Genomic DNA, 18,363 nt, shown 5'->3' on the forward strand with positions numbered 1-18,363 from the left:
TGACGACCAGTGGCTCCGCCGCGCAGCAAAGTTTCCCAGCCAGGCAGGGCGCTCGGCGCCCTGCTCATCGCCATCGCCGCCCTGGCGGGGCTGATGTTCTGGCAGGGACAGACCACGCCCAAACTCGCCCTCGACCTGGCGGGTGGCACGAGCGTCACCCTCACAGCGGTGACCGAGAAGGGCAAGACCCCGCCGGGCAGCCAGATGAACCAGGCTGTCGAGATCATGCGAAACCGGGTGAACGGTCTCGGCGTCTCGGAGGCGGAGGTCGCCAAGCAGGGTGACAACGTCATCGTCGTCCAGGTGCCGGGCCAGGGCCAGTCCCGGGTGGTGGCGCTGATCGGCACCACCGCCAAGCTGCAGTTCCGGCAGGTCTTCGCCGAGACCGCGGCGGGGCCGATCGCCGAGCCGCCGCCCTCTCCCTCGCCCAGCGGCAAGGCGACCACCACCCCGTCGCCGGGGGCGTCCAAGTCCCCGGCGGCCAAGACCAGCGCGTCGGTCTCGCCGTCCGCGACGCCCAAGGGCCGGGCCCTGTCGCAGGCGCTGACCGCGCCCAGCCCGACACCGTCCCCGTCCGGCTCGGCGACGCCCGGGCCGACCGCGACCCCCGCCCCCGCCACCCCGGCGACGCCGGCCGTGCCCGGCACGGCCGACGAGAAGGCGGCACTGGAGCAGTTCCAGAAGGCCGACTGCAGCCGGAAGGGCACCAAGCTCCCCGGTGCCAACGACGACAGGCGCCAGTGGGTGGCCGTCTGCGACCAGGACGGCACCGCCAAGTACCTCCTGGGCCCGGTCCGGGTCCAGGGCCAGCAGGTCGGCTCCGCCGTCGCCCAGCCGCCGAACGTGCAGCAGGGCCAGGTCGCCTGGTCGGTCAGCATGAACTTCAAGAAGCAGGGCGCCGACCAGTTCTACAGCGTCACCAAGGACGCCTACGCGGCGTACCAGAAGGACCCCTCCTCGCCGCAGCGGCAGGTCGCGATCGTGCTGGACGGCCAGGTCGTCTCGGCTCCCGAGATCACCCGCGGGGCGATCGGCGGCGGCAACGCCCAGATCGACGGCCCGCCGGAGAGCTTCGACCAGCAGTACGCCACCGACCTGGCCAACGTGCTGAACTACGGCGCGCTGCCGCTGGAGTTCAAGCAGAGCGCCATCGAGTCGGTCTCGCCGACCCTCGGCCAGGACCAGCTCAACGCGGGCCTGATCGCGGGCGCGATCGGGCTGGGGCTGGTCGCGATCTACTGCCTGCTGTACTACCGGGGGCTGGGCTTCGTCGCCATCGTCAGCCTCATGATCGCCGGCTTGGTCACGTACCTGTGCGTGGTGCTGCTGGGCAAGTTCATCGACTTCCGGCTCTCGCTGGCGGGCATCGCGGGTCTCATAGTGGCCATCGGCATCACGGCGGACTCCTTCGTGGTCTACTTCGAGCGGCTGCGTGACGAGGTGCGCGAGGGCCGCAGCCTGCGCACGGCCGTCGAACGCGGGTGGGAGCGGGCCAGGCGCACCGTCCTGGTCGCGGACGCGGTCTCGTTCCTGGCCGCGCTGGTGCTCTACATCGTGTCCATCGGCACGGTGCGCGGTTTCGCCTTTACGCTGGGCCTGACGACGCTCATCGACGTGGCCGTGGTCTTCCTGTTCACCAAGCCGATGGTGACCGGGCTGTCCCGGGTGAGCTTCTTCAGCCGGGGCCATCCGCTGTCCGGGCTCGACCCCCGAAGGCTCGGGGCGAAGAGCACCGCTTCGCGGGGTACCGGCACGACGTTGACGAAGGAGGCCTGATGTCCCGGCTGGGAAACCTCGGCGGGCGGCTGTACCGCGGTGAGTCCTCGATCGACTTCGTCGGCAAGCAGCGGCTCTGGTATGCCGTCTCCGGGCTGATCCTCGTCGTCAGCATCGCCTCGCTGGCCACCCTCGGCCTGAACATGGGCATCGAGTTCAAGGGCGGATCGGTCTTCCAGTTCAGGTCGGACCAGGCCACCACGCAGCAGGTGCGGTCCGCGGTGACCCACTCGGGCGTGGTGCACGAGGACCCGATCGTGCAGAAGACCAGCATCGGCTGGCGGGTGCAGACGGAGAGCCTGGACTCCCAGGAGCTCTCGCAGGTGCAGAAGAGCCTCGCGAGCACCTTCCACCTGAGCGGCCCGGACGCGGTCAGCCCGAGCACCGTCGGAGCCAGCTGGGGCGCCGACATCTCCAAGAAGGCCTTCCAGGGCCTGATCATCTTCGTGATCCTGGTGATCGCCTACCTGTCCATCGCCTTCGAGTGGCGGATGGCGGCGGCGGCGGTGATCGCGCTGGCGCACGACATCCTGATCACCATCGGCATCTACTCGCTGCTGCAGTTCGAGGTGACCCCGGGGTCGGTGGTCGGCCTGCTGACCATCCTGGGTTACTCGCTGTACGACACCGTCGTGGTGTTCGACAAGGTCCGGGAGAACACCCGCGGCCTGTCGCCCTCCTCGCGGGTCAGCTACAGCCAGGCCGCCAACCTGGCGCTCAACCAGACCCTGGTCCGATCGATCAACACCACCGTCATCGCGCTGCTGCCGGTGGCCGGCCTGCTGTTCATCGGGGCCGGTTTCCTCGGCGCCGGCACGCTCAAGGACCTGGCGCTCGTGCTCTTCGTCGGCATGCTGGCGGGTGCGTACTCCTCCATCTGCATCGCGACCCCGCTGCTGGCGGACCTCAAGGAGCGCGACCCCAAGATGAAGGCCCTGCGGCAGCGCCTGCGGGCCCGGGAGACCAGCCCCAAGCGGCAGGCCCGGTCCGGCGGCAAGGCGGCGGGCAAGAGCACCGGCAGCGGGACGGCGGTGACCGTTCCGGGCCCGGCCGAGGACGCCGAGGAGCCCCAGGACGACCTGGGGGACCGCGCGGCGTCCGCGCGCCGGATGGTCCAGCAGGGGCCGCGGCAGCAGCCCAAGAAGGGCACGCGGCGCAGCCGCGGGCAGTAGAGGCGCAGGCCCCCGGCCATGATCGTGCGATACGTTCGTATTGCACGATCATGGCCGGGCGGTGGAACGGGGAGAGATGGAAGCCAGCAAGTCGATCCTTGAGCTGATCCGGGACGTCCCGGACTATCCCCAGCCCGGCATCGTGTTCAAGGACATCACCCCGCTGCTCGGCGACCCGACGGCGTTCGCCGCGATGGTCGACGCGGTCGTCCTGCACCACGGGCGCGGCACCATCGACAAGATCGTCGGTATCGAGGCGCGCGGGTTCATCCTGGCCGCGCCGGTGGCGTACCACTTCGGCGCCGGGTTCGTCCCGGTCCGCAAGCAGGGCAAGCTGCCCGCGGCCACCTACGGCCAGACCTACGATCTGGAGTACGGCACCGCCACCCTGGAGGTCCACCAGGACGCCTTCCGGCCGGGGGACCGGGTGCTGATCGTCGATGACGTGCTCGCGACCGGCGGCACCGCCGAGGCGGCCGCGTCCCTGGTCCGCCGGGCCGGCGGACATGTGGTGGGGCTCACAGTGCTGATGGAGCTCGGGTTTCTCGATGGCCGGGCCAGGCTCACCGACCTAGAGGTACATTCTCTGGTCACCGTGTGATGCCCGCAGGCCCGAAACCGCAGTTCGGCGCGGGGAACAAATGGGCGGCGGATACACTTGGCGTCACGACGGAGTCGCGCGTGCGGTTATGAGGAGGCTGGGTGCCGGGTGAGGTGGTCTCGACCGACGCGGTGACGGATGCCACGGCGCACGATGCCGTGACCTCCGGGAGCGCACCGGCGCCTGCTGCGCCGCGCGCCGTGCCGCCGGTCACCCCCGAGGACTCCTCCGGTGCGCCCGCGGGCAGCGATGCCCCCGCCTCGGACGCCCAGCGGGCCTCCGCTCCGGGTTCGGGGTCGGCGCCGGCCTCGATTCCACCATCCGCCGCCCGGGTGCGCCGACGGCTCGCTCGACTGGGCGCCCAGCGCGGACCCATCATGAATCCGGTACTGGAACCTCTCACCAAGACCGTCCGCAACACGCATCCCAAAGCGGACCTCAAGCTGATCGAACACGCGTACGACGTCGCGGCGCACTACCACCGCGAGCAGAAGCGCAAGAGCGGCGACCCCTACATCACCCACCCGCTCGCGGTGACGACCATCCTCGCCGAGCTGGGGATGAACCAGGAGACGCTGTGCGCGGCCCTGCTGCACGACACCGTCGAGGACACCCCCTACACCATCGACGAGCTCCGTAAGGACTTCGGCGACGAGATCGCGGCCCTGGTCGACGGGGTCACCAAGCTCGACAAGGTCAAGTACGGCGAGGCGGCCGAGGCCGAGACCGTCCGCAAGATGGTCGTGGCGATGTCCCGCGACATCCGGGTCCTGGTGATCAAACTGGCGGACCGGCTGCACAACATGCGGACGCTGCGCTACCTCCCCCGCCACAAGCAGGAGAAGAAGGCCCGCGAGACGCTGGAGATCTTCGCTCCGCTGGCGCACCGGCTCGGCATGAACACCCTCAAGTGGGAGCTCGAGGACCTCGCGTTCGCCACGATGTACCCCAAGCGGTTCGACGAGATCGCCCGGCTGGTGTCCGAGCGGGCGCCCCGGCGCGACATCTTCCTGCAGGAGGTCATCGAGAACGTCTCGTCCGACCTGCGCGAGGCCAAGATCAAGGCCACGGTGACGGGTCGGCCGAAGCACTACTACTCCGTCTACCAGAAGATGATCGCCCGCGACTGCAGCTTCGACGACATCTACGACCTGGTCGGCATCCGGGTCCTGGTGGACTCCGTCCGCGACTGCTACGCGGCCCTCGGCTCGATCCACGCGCGCTGGAACCCGGTCCCCGGCCGGTTCAAGGACTACATCGCGATGCCGAAGTTCAACATGTACCAGTCGCTGCACACGACGGTGATCGGGCCCGAGGGCAAGCCGGTCGAGCTGCAGATCCGCACCTGGGGCATGCACCGCCGGGCGGAGTACGGCGTCGCCGCGCACTGGAAGTACAAGGAGGAGACGGTCGCCGGCCGCAAGGCCGCCGACATGCAGTGGCTGCGCCAGCTGCTGGACTGGCAGAAGGAGACGGCCGACCCCGCCGAGTTCCTGGAGTCGCTGCGCTTCGACCTGTCGGTCTCGGAGGTGTTCGTCTTCACCCCCAAGGGCGACGTGATCGCCCTGCCGCAGGGCGCCACCCCGGTCGACTTCGCCTACGCCATCCACACCGAGGTGGGCCACCGCACGATCGGCGCCCGGGTCAACGGGCGGCTCGTCCCGCTGGAGTCCACCCTCGACAACGGCGACACCGTCGAGATCTTCACCTCCAAGTCGCAGGACGCCGGGCCGTCCCGGGACTGGCTGAACTTCGCCAAGAGCGCCCGCGCCCGCAACAAGATCAAGCACTGGTTCTCCAAGGAGCGCCGCGACACCGCGATCGAGACCGGCAAGGACTCGATCGCCCGTGCCATGCGCAAGCAGAACCTCCCGCTGCAGCGCATGATGTCGGGCGAGGCGCTCCTCGCCCTGGCCAGGGACCTGCGCTATCCCGACGTCTCCGCGCTGTACGCCGCCGTGGGGGAGGGCCACGTCACGGCCCAGGGGGTCGTGCAGAAGCTGGTGCAGGCGCTCGGCGGCGCCGAGAGCGCCGACGAGGACCTGGCCGAGACCGCGTTCCCCACCCGCCGCAAGCGCACCCGCCCGGTCGGCGACCCCGGCGTGGTCGTCGCGGGCGATCCGGACGTCTGGGTCCGCCTGTCGCGCTGCTGCACCCCGGTGCCCGGCGACGAGATCGTCGGCTTCGTGACCCGCGGCAACGGCGTCTCGGTGCACCGGGTCGACTGTGTCAACGTCACCGAGCTCAAGAACCAGCCGGAGCGCCTGGTCGACGTCAAGTGGTCGCCCGGCGAGGACTCGGTCTTCCTGGTCGCGATCCAGGTGGAGGCGCTGGACCGGCCGCGGCTGCTGTCGGACGTCACCCGGGTGCTGTCCGACCAGCACGTCAACATCCTGTCGGCCTCGGTGACCACCACCCGGGACCGGGTGGCGGTCAGCCGGTTCACCTTCGAGATGGGCGATCCCAAGCACCTGGGGCACGTGCTCAAGGCGGTCCGCACCATCGACGGCGTCTACGACGTCTACCGCGTCACCAGCGGCAGCGGGTCGTAGCGGCTCCGGCATGACGGTGGCCCGTCCCCCCGCGCCGGGGACGGGCCACCGTCATGAGGGCCTCAGGCGCCGGGCGTGGCGTCGACCCCGGCCTCCTTGCGCTGCTCGCCGGTGATCGGCGTGGGCGCCCCGGTGAGCGGGTCGTGGCCCGACGCGGCCTTCGGGAAGGCGATCACGTCCCGGATCGAGTCGTGCCCGGCCAGCAGCATGATCGTCCGGTCCCAGCCGAAGGCGATCCCGCCGTGCGGCGGCGGGCCGTAGGCGAAGGCCTCCAGCAGGAAGCCGAACTTCGACTCGGCGTCCTGCTTGGACAGGCCCAGGGTGTCGAAGACCCGCTGCTGCATCTCGGCGCGGTGGATACGGATCGAGCCGCCACCGATCTCGTTGCCGTTGCAGACGATGTCGTACGCGTCGGCGAGGGCCTCACCCGGGCGCTCGTGGAAGGAGTCGGCCCATTCGGGCTTGGGCGCCGTGAACGGGTGGTGCACCGGGGTCCAGCCGATCTCGTTGCCGTCCTCGTCGGTCACCGGCTCGAACATCGGGGCGTCGACGACCCACAGGAACGACCACTGCGACTCGTCGATGAGGCCACAGCGGCGGCCGATCTCCAGCCGGGCGGCCCCCAGCAGCTCCTGGGAGGCGTGCGGCCGGCCGGCGGCGAAGAACACCGCGTCACCGGGCCCGGCGCCGGTCTGCGCGGCCAGCCCCGCCCGCTCCTGCTCGGACAGGTTCTTGGCGACCGGGCCGCCGAGCGTCCCGTCCTGCTGGACGAGCACGTACGCCAGGCCCCGGGCGCCGCGCGACTTCGCCCAGTCCTGCCAGCCGTCGAGCTCCTTGCGGGTCTGGGACGCGCCGCCGGGCATCACGACCGCGCCCACGTAGGGCGCCTGGAAGACCCGGAAGGACGTGTCGGCGAAATAGCCGGTCATCTCGACCAGCTCGTTGCCGAACCGGAGGTCGGGCTTGTCCGAGCCGTACCGCGCCATGGCGTCGGCGTAGGTCATGCGAGGGATCGGCCGCGGCACCTCGTGCCCGGCGATCTCCTTCCAGAGGGTGGCGACCAGGTCCTCGCCCACCTGCAGGACGTCCTCCTGCTCGGCGAACGACATCTCGATGTCGATCTGGGTGAACTCGGGCTGCCGGTCGGCCCGGGAGTCCTCGTCCCGGTAGCAGCGCGCGATCTGGTAGTACCGCTCCAGCCCGGAGACCATCAGCAGCTGCTTGAACAGCTGCGGTGACTGCGGCAGCGCGTACCAGTTGCCGGGCTTGAGCCGCACCGGCACCAGGAAGTCGCGGGCGCCCTCCGGGGTGGACCGGGTGAGCGTCGGGGTCTCCACGTTGACGAACCGGTGCTCGCGCATCACGTCGTGGACCAGGAACGAGGCGTCCGAGCGGATCCGCATCGCGCGGGCGACGGCGTCCCGGCGGATGTCGAGGTAGCGGTACTTCAGCCGTACCTCCTCGTTGACCGTCACGTCGCCCTCGATCGGGAAGGGCAGCGGGGCGGCCTCGGAGAGCACCTGGATCTCGGCGGCGACGACCTCCACGGCACCGGTCGGCAGCTCGGGGTTCTCGTTGCCCTCCGGCCGCGCCCGGACCTCGCCGGTGACCACGACACAGAACTCCGACCGCAGGTCGTGGGCGGTGTCCTCCTCGCGGAAGACCACCTGGACGGTGCCGGAGCCGTCGCGCAGGTCGATGAACGTCACGCCGCCGTGGTCGCGTCTGCGCGCCACCCAGCCCGCAAGGGTCACCTTGTCACCGGCGTGCTCCCTGCGGAGCGAACCGGCCTCGTGCGAGCGAATCATGAAAGCTTCCCCTTGATGACATCGATGATCTCAGTGAGCGCCACGGCGGCCTGGTCACCGGTGGCCAGGTCCTTCAGCTGCGCGGACCCGGCGGCGATGTCCCGGTCACCGAGGATCACGGCGTACGCGGCCCCGGAGCGGCCTGCGCTCTTCATGGCGCCCTTGAGCCCCTTGCCGCCGTAGGACATGTCGGCGGCGATCCCGGCCCGGCGCAGCCCGGCCACCACGGAGAAGATCTTCCGTTCCGCCGCCTCGCCGAGGGGCACGCCGTACACGCTCACCGGTGCCGTGGCGGTGCCGGAGACGCCCTCGGCCTCCATCGCCAGCACGGTGCGGTCCAGCCCGAGGCCGAAACCGATGCCGGGCAGCGGCGGGCCGCCGATCGTCTCCGACAGCCCGTCGTAGCGCCCGCCGCCCCCGATGCCGGACTGGGCGCCCAGCAGCGGGTGGTCGAACTCGTACAGGGTCCGCATGTAGTAGTCCAGGCCGCGCACCAGCCGCGGATCGTCGGTCCATGGGATCGACAGGTCGCCGAGCAGCTCGCGGACCTTGTCGTGGTGCGCCTTGCAGTCGCCGCACAGGTGATCGGTGATCAACGGGGCGTCCGCGACCTGGGCCCGCACCTCCGGGCGCTTGTCGTCCAGCACCCGCAGCGGGTTGATCTCGATGCGCTCCCGGGTCGCCTCGTCCAGGTCCAGGCCGCGCAGGAACTCCTGGAGCGCCAGCCGGTAGCCCGGCCGGCACTCGGCGCAGCCCAGCGAGTTGAGCTTCAGCTCGAGCCGGGTGATGCCCAGGTCGCGGTAGAAGTCCCAGGCGATAGCGATGGTCTCGACGTCCAGCGCCGGGTCCTCGCTGCCCAGCGCCTCCAGGTTGACCTGGTAGAACTGCCGGTAGCGGCCCGCCTGCGGCCGCTCGTAGCGGAACGCGGGGCCGGTGGCCCACACCTTCACCGGCAGGGCGCCCTTGTGCAGCCCGTTCTCCAGCACCGAGCGCAGCACCCCCGCGGTGAACTCCGGGCGCAGCGTGATCGAGCGGCCGCCCCGGTCCTGGAAGGTGTACATCTCCTTGGTCACCACGTCGGTCGACTCGCCGACGCCGCGCGCGAACAACTGGGTGTCCTCGAACACCGGAAGTTCCATGTAGCCGTACCCGGCGCGGGCGGCGGCCGCGGCGAACGCGTCACGGGCGGCGAGATAGGCCGCCGACCGCGGCGGCACGTATTCACTGACCCCCTTGGGGGCCTGGAAGCTCGAACTCATAGTCTTTCAGAGGCCTTTACTGGGTGCGTCGGGCCGGGGGCGCGCCTCACCGGCTCGCGCGGGCTGCAGGTCCACGAGATACGGGTTGGTGGCGCGCTCGCGGCCGATGGTGGTCTGCGGGCCGTGCCCGGGCAGGACGACGGTCTCGTCCGGCAGTGTCAAGCACACGCTCGCCAGGCTGCGCAGGATGGTCGGGTGGTCGCCGCCGGGCAGGTCGGAGCGCCCGATGGACCCGGCGAAGAGCAGGTCGCCCGAGAACAGCACCTCGGGGATCTCCTCGGCGGCCGGCGTCCGGAAGGTCACCGACCCGGGCGTATGGCCCGGTGCGTGGTCGACGGTCAGCCGCAGCCCGGCCAGCTCGAGCACGGCGCCGTCGGCGAGTTCCCGCACGTCGTCCGGCTCGGAGAAGGTGATCCCGCCGAACAGCTGCTGCCCGGGGGTGAGCGAGAGCCCCCGCGCCGGATCGGACAGCAGCGCCCGGTCGTCCGGGTGGATGTAGGCCGGCACGTCCCGGGCCCCGCAGACCGGGGCCACGGACCAGACATGATCGATATGGCCATGGGTGAGCACGACGGCGACCGGCTTGAGCCGGTGCTCGCGCAGCACCTCGTCGATCCCGGCCTCGGCGTCCTGCCCGGGATCGATGATCACGCATTCCTCACCCGCGGCGGGTGCCACGACATAGCAATTCGCGGCGAACGATCCTGCGGGGAATCCGGCGACGAACACGGTCGTCCCTTCGTTACGCGTGTTGGCGGTTCTTCGAGGGTACCGGCGGGGCTCCCACGACGGCGAACGAGATAGCCGTGTCGCCGGATCGGGCACCGCCGGGTGGCACGGCCGGGCCGGGAAGACGACCCGGTCCGCATCACCGGCCCAGGAACGCTACGATGCGCAGCACGTTTACCTGATCAACGGGCTGATTGGTCAAGGATTCAGCGGAATTCGGTGCGAGGGCACCGCGAGGAGGGCATCCAGGTGGCGGGCATGGACCGCAAGAAGCAGCTCGCGCGGCAGCGCTACGAGCGCCAGCAGCAGCGGCGTGCCGTCCAGGAACGGCAGGCGCGCCGGGTCAAGGTCATCGGAGGCGTGACGGCGATCGTGCTGCTGGGCGGCGCGGGGGCCGGTGTCGCCGTGGCCATGAGCAGCGACGACGAGCCGAAGGCCAAGACGCCCGAGGCCGCCGCGACCCCGACGCCGCAGCCGGCCGTCAAGCCCGGTGAGTGCGGCTACCTCGACTCGCCCGACCAGGGCGCGCCGAAGGGCCTGGGCAAGCCCCCGGTCAAGCCGGCCTACAAGGGCAACGTCACGGCCACGGTCAAGACCAACCTCGGTGACGTCAAGGTGAGCCTCGACGCCGCCAAGGCGCCGTGCACGGTGGCCTCCTTCGCCTATCTGGCGGGCAAGAACTACTTCGACAAGACCCAGTGCCACCGGCTGACCACCGGCTCCCTGCAGGTCCTGCAGTGCGGGGACCCGACGGGCTCCGGAGCGGGCGGTCCGGGGTACCGTTTCGCCAACGAGAACACCACCGGCGCCAAGTACACCCGCGGCGTCCTGGCGATGGCGCACAGCCAGCAGCCGGACAGCAACGGCAGCCAGTTCTTCATCGTCTACGGTGATTCGAAGGATCTGCCGGCCGACTACACGGTGTTCGGCAAGGTGACCTCGGGGCTGGACGTCATCGACGAGGTGGCAAAGGCGGGGTCCGACAATTCCGGCGGAACCGGGGACGGCAAGCCCAAGAAGAAGATCGAGATTAACGACGTCACGATCACCAAGAAATAGTGTGACAGAGGGCTAAGGTTTGGAGGGTCCGGCCCGAAAGCGAACAGGCCGGACCATGACGCAGGAGGCAACGTGTCCAGCGCCACCGATCCGCTGATGGGCCCGGTGTCGTGTCGACGAGAACGGCGCGGTCTGGGAGGTCAACGGTGAGCACCGATCCCTGGGGACGTGTCGACGAAGACGGCACGGTCTATGTGAAGACGGCCGACGGCGAGCGGGTCGTGGGGTCCTGGCAGGCCGGTGCCCCGGAAGAGGCCCTCGCCTACTTCAGGCGCAAGTACGACTCCCTGGTCACCGAGATCGAGCTTCTCGAGCAGCGGATCCGGACGACCGACCTGGCCCCCGCCCAGGCGCAGAGCGGCATCGACCGGCTCCGCGAGTCGGTGACCGGCGCGCACGCCGTGGGCGACCTCGACGCGCTCCTGCGGCGCCTGGAGACGCTGACCGGGGTGCTCGGCGAACGCCGCGAAGAGCTCAAGATCAAGCGGGAGCAGGCCCGCTCCGAGGCCCGCGAGATCAAGGAGCGCATCGTCGGCGAGGCCGAGCGCATTGCGGCGGAGGAGACGCACTGGAAGAACGGCGGGGAGCGGCTGCGCCAGCTGGTCGAGGAGTGGAAGGTCGCCGAGCGCATCGACCGGCCCACCGAGACCGCGCTGTGGAAGCGGCTGTCGAGTGCCCGCAACTCCTTCACCAAGCGCCGCAAGGCCTACTTCGCCACCCTGGAGGACCAGCGCGAGCACGCCCGGGAGGAGAAGGAGGGCCTGGTCACGGAGGCGGAGGCGCTGTGCGGCTCCACCGACTGGGCCGACACCGCGGCCGCCTACCGGGATCTCATGCAGCGGTGGAAGAGCGCCGGCCGGGCCGGCCGCGACACCGAGGAGGAGCTGTGGGCGCGGTTCAAGGCCGCGCAGGACACCTTCTTCGCCGCCCGCTCGGCGGCGTTCTCCGAGCGCGACGCGGAGCTGCGCGAGCACGGTGAGGCCAAGGAGAAGCTGCTGGCCGAGGCCGAGCGGCTGCTCCCGGTCACCAACCTGCGCCAGGCCCGCCAGGCCCTGCGGTCCATCCAGGAGCGCTGGGAGGCCATCGGCATGGTCCCGCGCGACTCCCGCGACCGCCTCGAAGGGCGCCTCCGCAAGATCGAGGAGGCGGTGCGTGGCGCCGAGGACTCGGAGTGGCGGCGCACCAACCCGGAGGCCAGGGCCCGCGCCGAGGCCACCGTCGCCCAGCTGCGCACCTCGATCGAGCAGCTCGAGAAGCGGCTGGAGAAGGCCCGTGCGGCGGGCCGCGACAAGGACGTCAAGGACGCGGAGGAGGCGCTGACGGCCCGTCAGGCCTGGCTCGAAGAGGCCCAGCGGACCCTCGCCGAGTTCTCCTGAGGCTCCCGCCCGGCCGTTGCAGGCTTGCGCCGGGCCGTTCCGGGCCTCCGCCGGGTCGCCGCGCGGCCCCGGCCGGACCGGTGTGCGGCCCCCGGGGTCAGGGCGCCGCCCGGAGCCCGGCGGCGCGGCCCATGAAGGCCAGGAGCCGCGTCAGCTCGTCCGACCTGGCCGGCGGGGTCAGCGGCGGGCCGAGCCGGCCGTCGGTGCGCAGCGTGCCCGCCACCACCTGGGCGGTCGCGAAGGCGTGGTGCACCAGGTCCGGGTCCAGCCGGGCGACCTGGCCGGTGGCCTGAGCCAGATCCCAGGTGTGCACCAGCAGCTCCAGGATGTGGCCGCCGAGGAACAGGTGCAGCGGCAGCCGGCCCAGGGCGCCGAACGGGACGGGCCGCTGCAGCGCCGTCTCGGTGAGCGCCGAGGTGCACTCGGCGCGGGCCGTACGCCAGCTCCGCACCGCGTCGTCGCCGCAGAACCGGCCCGGGTCGGCACCCGGATCGGGCGGGATCTGCCCGGTGGCCAGGGCTTCGATCAGGCGCTGCCCGCCGGTCACGTGCCCGGCGACGTCCCACGCCGTCCAGCCCGCGCACGGGGACGGAGCCGCCCAGCCGGCCGGCTGGACGCCCTCCACCACGGCCTCGAAGGCCTCCAGCGCCCGGTGATAGCCACTCAGTTCCCAGGTCATGGAGGCGATTGACCCGCGCGCTGGAGCCCGTGTCAAGCGTTCTCGGGGACTTACCGCGGGCCGGGTGCCCCGGGCGCCACCGCATGGCGTGCGCCGTCGCCGGGGACGGCTAATCTCAGGGTCATGGCCAGGGCGGATTCAGGACAGGCGGAGGGCCTCTTCGAGGAGCCCGGAGCGCGGGAGGCCGCCGAGGCCGCGACCCGCCAGGAGCGGGCCACCCGGGCACAGGAGCCGCTCGCGGTGCGGATGCGCCCGCGCGGCCTGGACGAGGTCGTCGGCCAGGAGCATCTGCTGGGGCCCGGCACCCCGATCCGGCAGCTCGTCGAGCGGGACGCCCCGCTGTCGCTGGTGCTGTGGGGGCCGCCCGGGACCGGCAAGACCACGCTCGCCACCGTGGTGAGCCTGGCCACCCGGAGGCGCTTCGTGGAGATCTCCGCGGTCTCCGACGGCGTCAAGCAGGTGCGCGCCGCCATCGACCTGGCCCGGCGTGAGCTCGGCATGACCGGCAGGCGCACCGTGATGTTCGTCGACGAGGTGCACCGGTTCAACAAGGCCCAGCAGGACGCCCTCCTGCCGGCGGTGGAGAACCGCTGGGTGTCGTTCATCGGCGCCACCACCGAGAACCCGTTCTTCTCGGTGATCAGCCCGCTGCTGTCCCGGTCGCTGCTGCTCACCCTGGAGCCGCTCGGCGACGACCAGCTGCGCGAGGTCATCCGCCGGGCCCGGACCGACGAGCGCGGCCTGGGCGGCCGGGTCGAGCTGGCCGACGCCGCGGAGGACCACCTGGTCAGGCTGGCCGGCGGGGACGCCCGGCGGGCGCTGACCTACCTGGAGGCGGCCGCCCTGGTGGTCGACGACCAGGCGGAGGGCGCGGCGCCCACCATCGACGTCGACGTCCTGGAGAAGGCCGTCGACCGGGCCGCGGTCCGCTACGACCGCGAGGGCGACCAGCACTACGACGTCATCAGCGCCTTCATCAAGAGCATCCGGGGCAGCGACGTCGACGCCGCGCTGCACTACCTGGCCCGCATGATCGAGGCGGGGGAGGACCCGCGGTTCATCGCCCGCCGGCTCATCGTGCACGCCAGCGAGGACATCGGCATGGCCGATCCCACGGCCCTGCAGACCGCGACCGCGGCCGCCCAGGCGGTGGAGTTCGTCGGGCTCCCCGAGGCCCGCATCAACCTGGCCCAGGCGGTCATCCACCTGTCGCTGGCGCCCAAGTCCAACGCCGTTATCGTCGCCATCGGCGAGGCGATGGCGGACGTCCGGCAGGGGCTGGTCGGCCCGGTGCCCTCCCATCTGCGCGACGCGCACTACAAGGGGGCGCGCGAGCTCGGCCACGGCAAGGGCTACAAGTACGCCCACGACCATCCGGGCGGCGTCGCCGAGCAGCAGTACGCGCCGGACGTCGTGCACGGCAAGGAGTACTACCGCCCGACCCGGCACGGCGCCGAGGGCCGCTTCACCGAGGTCCTGGAGCGGATCCGGGCGGTGCTGCGCGGCGGCCGGGCGTGACCGGCCGGACGCCGAGCCGGTGCCCCGGCGGACGGCCGGGCCGTACCGGCGGCGCCTGTACCATCGACGGGAGATGGCGGATGTACTGGAACGGACCGGTTTCACCGCACGGATCCTGGACCGCTACGGCGACATGCCGGTGCTGCCCGGGCGCAGTGGTCTCCCGGGGACCGAGCCCGGCCGGCCCGCGGACCGCCGTGTGACGTGCGCGGGTGCACGACAGCGCCCCCACGGTAGGGTCTGTCCGAACCGCGCTCGTGCCCAGCGACTCTCGAATGGAAACCCGGATGCTTACTGGTGAACAGCTGGCGGGCCTCATCGTGGCCGTCTTCTGGGCGATCCTGGTCTGCTTCCTCGGCTACGCGCTGCTCAAGCTCGCCAGGTTGCTGACCGAGACGACCAAACTGATGGCCGACCTGGGCGACCAGGCCGGGCCGCTGCTCGACGACCTGACCGACACGGTCGGGAAGGCGAGCGAGCAGCTCGGCCGCACCGAGGTCATCACCCGCCAGATGGCGGGGGTCAGCCAGAACGTCTCCGCGGTCACCACCGTCATGTCCTCGGTGGTCGGCGGTCCCCTGGTCAAGGCCGCGGCGTTCTCCTACGGGGTGCGCCGGGCGCTCGGCCAGAACCGCCCGTCCCAGGAGCAGACCCGGCTGCCCGCCCCCCGGCCCTCCGGCAGGGGCCGCAAGTGAGCGGCGTACGGAGCGGCACGGCTCGCGGCGTGATGACCGGTGTGACGAGCGGCATGGTGACGACGGCCCGGGAGGCGGGATGAGAAGGCTTTTCTGGATGTCGGTGGGCGCCGGCATGGGCATCTACGGCATGCGCCGGGTCTCCCGGTTCGCGCGCAGCCTCACCCCCCAGAGCGTCGCGGTCCGCGCCGGTGACCGGCTCCGGATGTTCACCGACGACGTCCGGGTGGGTATGCAGGACCGGGAGGAGCAGCTCAGAGAGGCCATCGAGCTGGACGGGATGGCGCCGGAACCGCGCGAGGACGGCCCGCGGCGGGTGCTGCGGGCGCGTTACACGATCATCAACGACGAGAAGGACGGCCACTGATCATGGAGTCGGCAGAGGTGGCACGCCGCTACCTCCGGTTTTTCGAGCAACGCGGGCACACCGTCGTGCCCTCGGCCAGCCTGATCGCCGAGGATCCGACCCTGCTGCTGGTCAACGCGGGGATGGTCCCGTTCAAGCCGTACTTCCTGGGCCAGCGCACGCCGCCGTCCCCGCGGATGACGAGCTGCCAGAAGTGCGTGCGCACGCCGGACATCGACGAGGTCGGCAAGACCACCCGGCACGGCACGTTCTTCCAGATGCTCGGCAACTTCTCGATCGGGGACTACTTCAAGGAGCAGGCGATCCCGTACGCCTGGGAGCTGCTCACCGCCGCCGAGGCCGACGGCGGATTCGGTTTCCCCGAGGACCGGCTGTGGGTCACCGTCTACCAGGACGACGACGAGGCCCAGGACATCTGGCACCGGCAGGTCGGGGTGCCGCTGGAGCGCATCCAGCGGCGCGGCATGGCCGACAACTTCTGGTCGATGGGCGTCCCCGGCCCCTGCGGGCCCTGCTCGGAGATCTACTACGACCGCGGCCCGGAGTACGGGCGCGAGGGCGGCCCGATCGCCGACGAGGACCGCTACCTCGAGGTCTGGAACCTCGTCTTCATGCAGTACGAGCGCGGCGCGGGCGCCGGCAAGGAGGACTTCCCGATCCGGGGAGACCTGCCGGCGAAGAATATCGACACCGGAATGGGCCTGGAGCGGATGGCGGCCGTACTCCAAGGTGTGGACAACATCTACGAGACCGACACGATGTGGAAGGTCCTGGACCGGGCGGCCGACCTGACCGGCGCCAAGTACGGCCGTGAGCACGCCGCGGACGTCTCGCTGCGGGTCATCGCCGACCACGTCCGCAGCGGCATGATGATGGTCGCCGACGGCATCATCCCCGGCAACGAGGGCCGTGGCTACGTGCTGCGCCGCATCCTGCGCCGGTCGATCCGCAACCTGCGGCTGCTCGGCGCCGAGGACAGCGGCCTGATGCACGAGCTCACCGCCGCCTCGATCTCGGCGATGGGCGAGCAGTACCCGGAGCTCATCCGCACCGCCGGCAGCATCCACTCGGTGATCGACTCCGAGGAGGCCGCCTTCCTGCAGACCCTCCGCACCGGCACCGCGATCTTCGACGCGGCGGTGGAGGAGGCCAAGCGGGCCGGCCGGCCGGCGCTGGGCGACGCCCAGGCGTTCAAGCTGCACGACACCTACGGCTTCCCGATCGACCTCACCCTGGAGATGGCGGGCGAGCAGGGCCTGTCCGTCGACGAGGAGGGGTTCCGCCGGCTCATGAAGGAGCAGCGGGACCGCGCGAAGGCCGACTCCGCCGCCAAGAAGACCGGCAACCTCGACGTCTCGATCCTGTCCGGCCTGCTCGACCTGTCCGGCGGCAAGGTCGACTTCATCGGCTACGACGACGTCACCGCCGAGGCGCGGGTCGTCGGCCTGCTGGTCAACGGCGCCGACGTGCCGGCCGCCGGTGAGGGCACCGACGTCGAGGTCGTGCTCGACCGGACCCCCTTCTACGCGGAGGGCGGCGGCCAGCTCGCCGACCACGGCGTGATCAAGCTCGGCAACGGCGCCCAGATCGAGATCCACGACGTGCAGTCCCCGCTGACCGGGCTGATCGTGCACCGGGGCCGGGTCACCAAGGGCGAGGCCCGGGCCGGCGAGGTGGCGCTGGCGGAGATCGACGTGGAGCGGCGCCGGGCCATCTCCCGCTCGCACAGCGCCACCCACATGGTGCACCGCGCGTTCCGCGGCGCGCTGGGCGAGTCCGCGGCCCAGGCCGGCTCGGAGAACTCCCCCGGCCGCTTCCGGTTCGACTTCACCGCGCCGGGCGCGGTGCCGCCGAGCGTGCTCCGCGACGTGGAGGACGAGGTCAACGAGATCCTCGTCAACGACCTGGAGGTCCGGGCCTTCCACACCTCGATCGACGAGGCCCGCGCCCTGGGCGCGATGGCGCTGTTCGGCGAGAAGTACGGCGACGAGGTCCGGGTCGTCGAGGTCGGCGACTACTCCCGCGAGCTCTGCGGCGGCACCCACGTGGCCCGGTCCGGCCAGCTCGGCCTCATCAAGATCATGGGTGAGGGGTCCATCGGCTCCGGCATCCGCCGCGTCGAGGCGCTCGTCGGCATCGACGCCTTCCGCTTCCTGGCCCGCGAGAGCCTGCTGGTCTCGCAGCTGTCGGAGCAGCTGAAGGCCGGCCGGGACGAGCTGCCCGAGCGGATCTCCGGCATGGTCGCCCGGCTGCGGGACGCCGAGAAGGACCTCGAGCGGATCCGCTCCCAGCGGGTGCTGGAGGCGGCCGGCTCGCTCGCGGCGGAGGCCCGCGACGTCGGCGGCGTCGCCTACGTCGCGCACCGGCTCCCCGACGGGACCGGCGCCGACGATCTCCGCAAGCTGGCCACCGACGTCCGGAGCCGGATCCAGGGCCGCCCCGCCGTGGTCATCGTCGCCGGGGTGCCCAAGGACCGCCCGGTCGTCGTGGTCGCGGTCAGCGACACCGCCCGGGAGCAGGGCCTGCGGGCGGGCGCCCTCGTCGGCGTCGCGGCCAGGGTCCTCGGCGGGGGTGGCGGCGGCAAGGACGATCTCGCGCAGGGCGGCGGGAGCGATCCCCAGGCCATCGGCGAGGCCCTCACCGCCGTCGAACGAGCGGTGGCCGCCGCGGTACGGGCCGCGTGAGGCACGCCGTGGACGCCGCGACGGCCGGACCCGCAGGCTCGCCGAGGGCATCGTCCCGGGATCGTCCCGGGGCGTCGACACGCGGAGC

14 protein-coding genes are annotated in these 18,363 nt (G+C 71.4%); 10 read left to right on the top strand and 4 right to left on the bottom strand.

Features of this window, described 5'->3' with window-relative positions; all coding sequences use genetic code 11:
* The first annotated feature begins 9 nt into the window (after window positions 1-9).
* From secD to ACRYCC_RS32345, 4 genes are all read left to right on the top strand, one after another.
* Window positions 10-1,776, top strand: a complete 1,767-nt coding sequence (secD, locus tag ACRYCC_RS32330) for a protein translocase subunit SecD (protein ID WP_433817541.1) — start codon at window positions 10-12, stop codon at window positions 1,774-1,776.
* A complete protein-coding gene (secF, locus tag ACRYCC_RS32335) occupies window positions 1,776-2,948 on the top strand; it encodes a protein translocase subunit SecF (RefSeq protein ID WP_433817542.1) in 1,173 nt (390 codons plus the stop codon). The genes secD and secF overlap by 1 nt, the downstream gene beginning before the upstream one ends.
* A gap of 76 nt (window positions 2,949-3,024) precedes the next feature.
* Window positions 3,025-3,549 carry an adenine phosphoribosyltransferase gene (locus ACRYCC_RS32340; RefSeq protein WP_433817543.1) on the top strand — a complete coding sequence of 175 codons (525 nt, stop codon included), beginning with the start codon at window positions 3,025-3,027 and terminating at the stop codon, window positions 3,547-3,549.
* Between the two features lie 101 nt (window positions 3,550-3,650).
* The gene (locus tag ACRYCC_RS32345; protein WP_433817544.1) at window positions 3,651-6,101 is read left to right on the top strand and encodes a RelA/SpoT family protein; all 2,451 of its coding nucleotides are present in this window, start codon (window positions 3,651-3,653) and stop codon (window positions 6,099-6,101) included.
* A 62-nt stretch (window positions 6,102-6,163) separates the two neighbouring features.
* Here the strand turns inward: ACRYCC_RS32345 and aspS are convergent, their stop codons facing one another.
* The 3 genes from aspS to ACRYCC_RS32360 are packed head-to-tail and all read right to left on the bottom strand — an operon-like array spanning window position 6,164 to window position 9,897.
* Window positions 6,164-7,909 (bottom strand): aspartate--tRNA ligase, encoded by a 1,746-nt coding sequence (gene aspS / locus ACRYCC_RS32350; protein ID WP_433817545.1) that lies wholly within the window; start codon window positions 7,907-7,909, stop codon window positions 6,164-6,166.
* Window positions 7,906-9,168, bottom strand: coding sequence for a histidine--tRNA ligase (hisS, locus tag ACRYCC_RS32355; protein WP_433817546.1), 1,263 nt, complete (start codon window positions 9,166-9,168; stop codon window positions 7,906-7,908). The genes aspS and hisS overlap by 4 nt, the downstream gene beginning before the upstream one ends.
* A gap of 6 nt (window positions 9,169-9,174) precedes the next feature.
* Window positions 9,175-9,897 carry an MBL fold metallo-hydrolase gene (locus tag ACRYCC_RS32360; protein ID WP_433817547.1) on the bottom strand — a complete coding sequence of 241 codons (723 nt, stop codon included), beginning with the start codon at window positions 9,895-9,897 and terminating at the stop codon, window positions 9,175-9,177.
* A gap of 219 nt (window positions 9,898-10,116) precedes the next feature.
* Between ACRYCC_RS32360 and ACRYCC_RS32365 the strand changes: the two genes are divergently transcribed.
* On the top strand, window positions 10,117-10,956 hold the full coding sequence (locus ACRYCC_RS32365) for a peptidylprolyl isomerase (RefSeq protein WP_433817548.1): 840 nt from the start codon (window positions 10,117-10,119) through the stop codon (window positions 10,954-10,956).
* Window positions 10,957-11,102: 146 nt separating this feature from the next.
* Complete coding sequence (locus tag ACRYCC_RS32370; RefSeq protein ID WP_433817549.1) at window positions 11,103-12,332, top strand: DUF349 domain-containing protein; 1,230 nt, start codon at window positions 11,103-11,105, stop codon at window positions 12,330-12,332.
* 97 nt (window positions 12,333-12,429) lie between these two features.
* Here ACRYCC_RS32370 and ACRYCC_RS32375 read toward each other — a convergent pair whose 3' ends face one another.
* Complete coding sequence (locus ACRYCC_RS32375) at window positions 12,430-13,011, bottom strand: TIGR03086 family metal-binding protein (RefSeq protein WP_433817550.1); 582 nt, start codon at window positions 13,009-13,011, stop codon at window positions 12,430-12,432.
* A gap of 123 nt (window positions 13,012-13,134) precedes the next feature.
* Between ACRYCC_RS32375 and ACRYCC_RS32380 the strand changes: the two genes are divergently transcribed.
* The 4 genes from ACRYCC_RS32380 (at window position 13,135) to alaS (ending at window position 18,275) form a co-directional block, all read left to right on the top strand.
* Entirely contained in the window at window positions 13,135-14,529 is a 1,395-nt protein-coding gene (locus ACRYCC_RS32380; protein ID WP_433817551.1) for a replication-associated recombination protein A, read from the top strand.
* A 287-nt stretch (window positions 14,530-14,816) separates the two neighbouring features.
* On the top strand, window positions 14,817-15,224 hold the full coding sequence (locus ACRYCC_RS32385) for a DUF948 domain-containing protein (protein WP_433817552.1): 408 nt from the start codon (window positions 14,817-14,819) through the stop codon (window positions 15,222-15,224).
* Between the two features lie 79 nt (window positions 15,225-15,303).
* Complete coding sequence (locus ACRYCC_RS32390) at window positions 15,304-15,591, top strand: DUF6167 family protein (RefSeq protein WP_433817553.1); 288 nt, start codon at window positions 15,304-15,306, stop codon at window positions 15,589-15,591.
* A gap of 2 nt (window positions 15,592-15,593) precedes the next feature.
* Window positions 15,594-18,275 (top strand): alanine--tRNA ligase, encoded by a 2,682-nt coding sequence (gene alaS, locus ACRYCC_RS32395; RefSeq protein WP_433817554.1) that lies wholly within the window; start codon window positions 15,594-15,596, stop codon window positions 18,273-18,275.
* Window positions 18,276-18,363 lie beyond the last annotated feature (88 nt).

The organism is Actinomadura scrupuli, from assembly GCF_050971785.1.
Classification (GTDB): Bacteria; Actinomycetota; Actinomycetes; order Streptosporangiales; family Streptosporangiaceae; genus Actinomadura_E; species Actinomadura_E scrupuli.

Bases quoted from the DNA above. Each gene is read 5' to 3' on its own strand.
- alaS (WP_433817554.1), top strand. From the start codon at position 15,594: ATGGAGTCGGCAGAGGTGGCACGCCGCTACCTCCGGTTTTTCGAGCAA.
- aspS (WP_433817545.1), bottom strand. From the start codon at position 7,909: ATGATTCGCTCGCACGAGGCCGGTTCGCTCCGCAGGGAGCACGCCGGT.
- ACRYCC_RS32390 (WP_433817553.1), top strand. From the start codon at position 15,304: ATGAGAAGGCTTTTCTGGATGTCGGTGGGCGCCGGCATGGGCATCTAC.
- ACRYCC_RS32385 (WP_433817552.1), top strand. From the start codon at position 14,817: ATGCTTACTGGTGAACAGCTGGCGGGCCTCATCGTGGCCGTCTTCTGG.
- secF (WP_433817542.1), top strand. From the start codon at position 1,776: ATGTCCCGGCTGGGAAACCTCGGCGGGCGGCTGTACCGCGGTGAGTCC.
- hisS (WP_433817546.1), bottom strand. From the start codon at position 9,168: ATGAGTTCGAGCTTCCAGGCCCCCAAGGGGGTCAGTGAATACGTGCCG.
- ACRYCC_RS32340 (WP_433817543.1), top strand. From the start codon at position 3,025: ATGGAAGCCAGCAAGTCGATCCTTGAGCTGATCCGGGACGTCCCGGAC.
- ACRYCC_RS32375 (WP_433817550.1), bottom strand. From the start codon at position 13,011: ATGACCTGGGAACTGAGTGGCTATCACCGGGCGCTGGAGGCCTTCGAG.
- ACRYCC_RS32380 (WP_433817551.1), top strand. From the start codon at position 13,135: ATGGCCAGGGCGGATTCAGGACAGGCGGAGGGCCTCTTCGAGGAGCCC.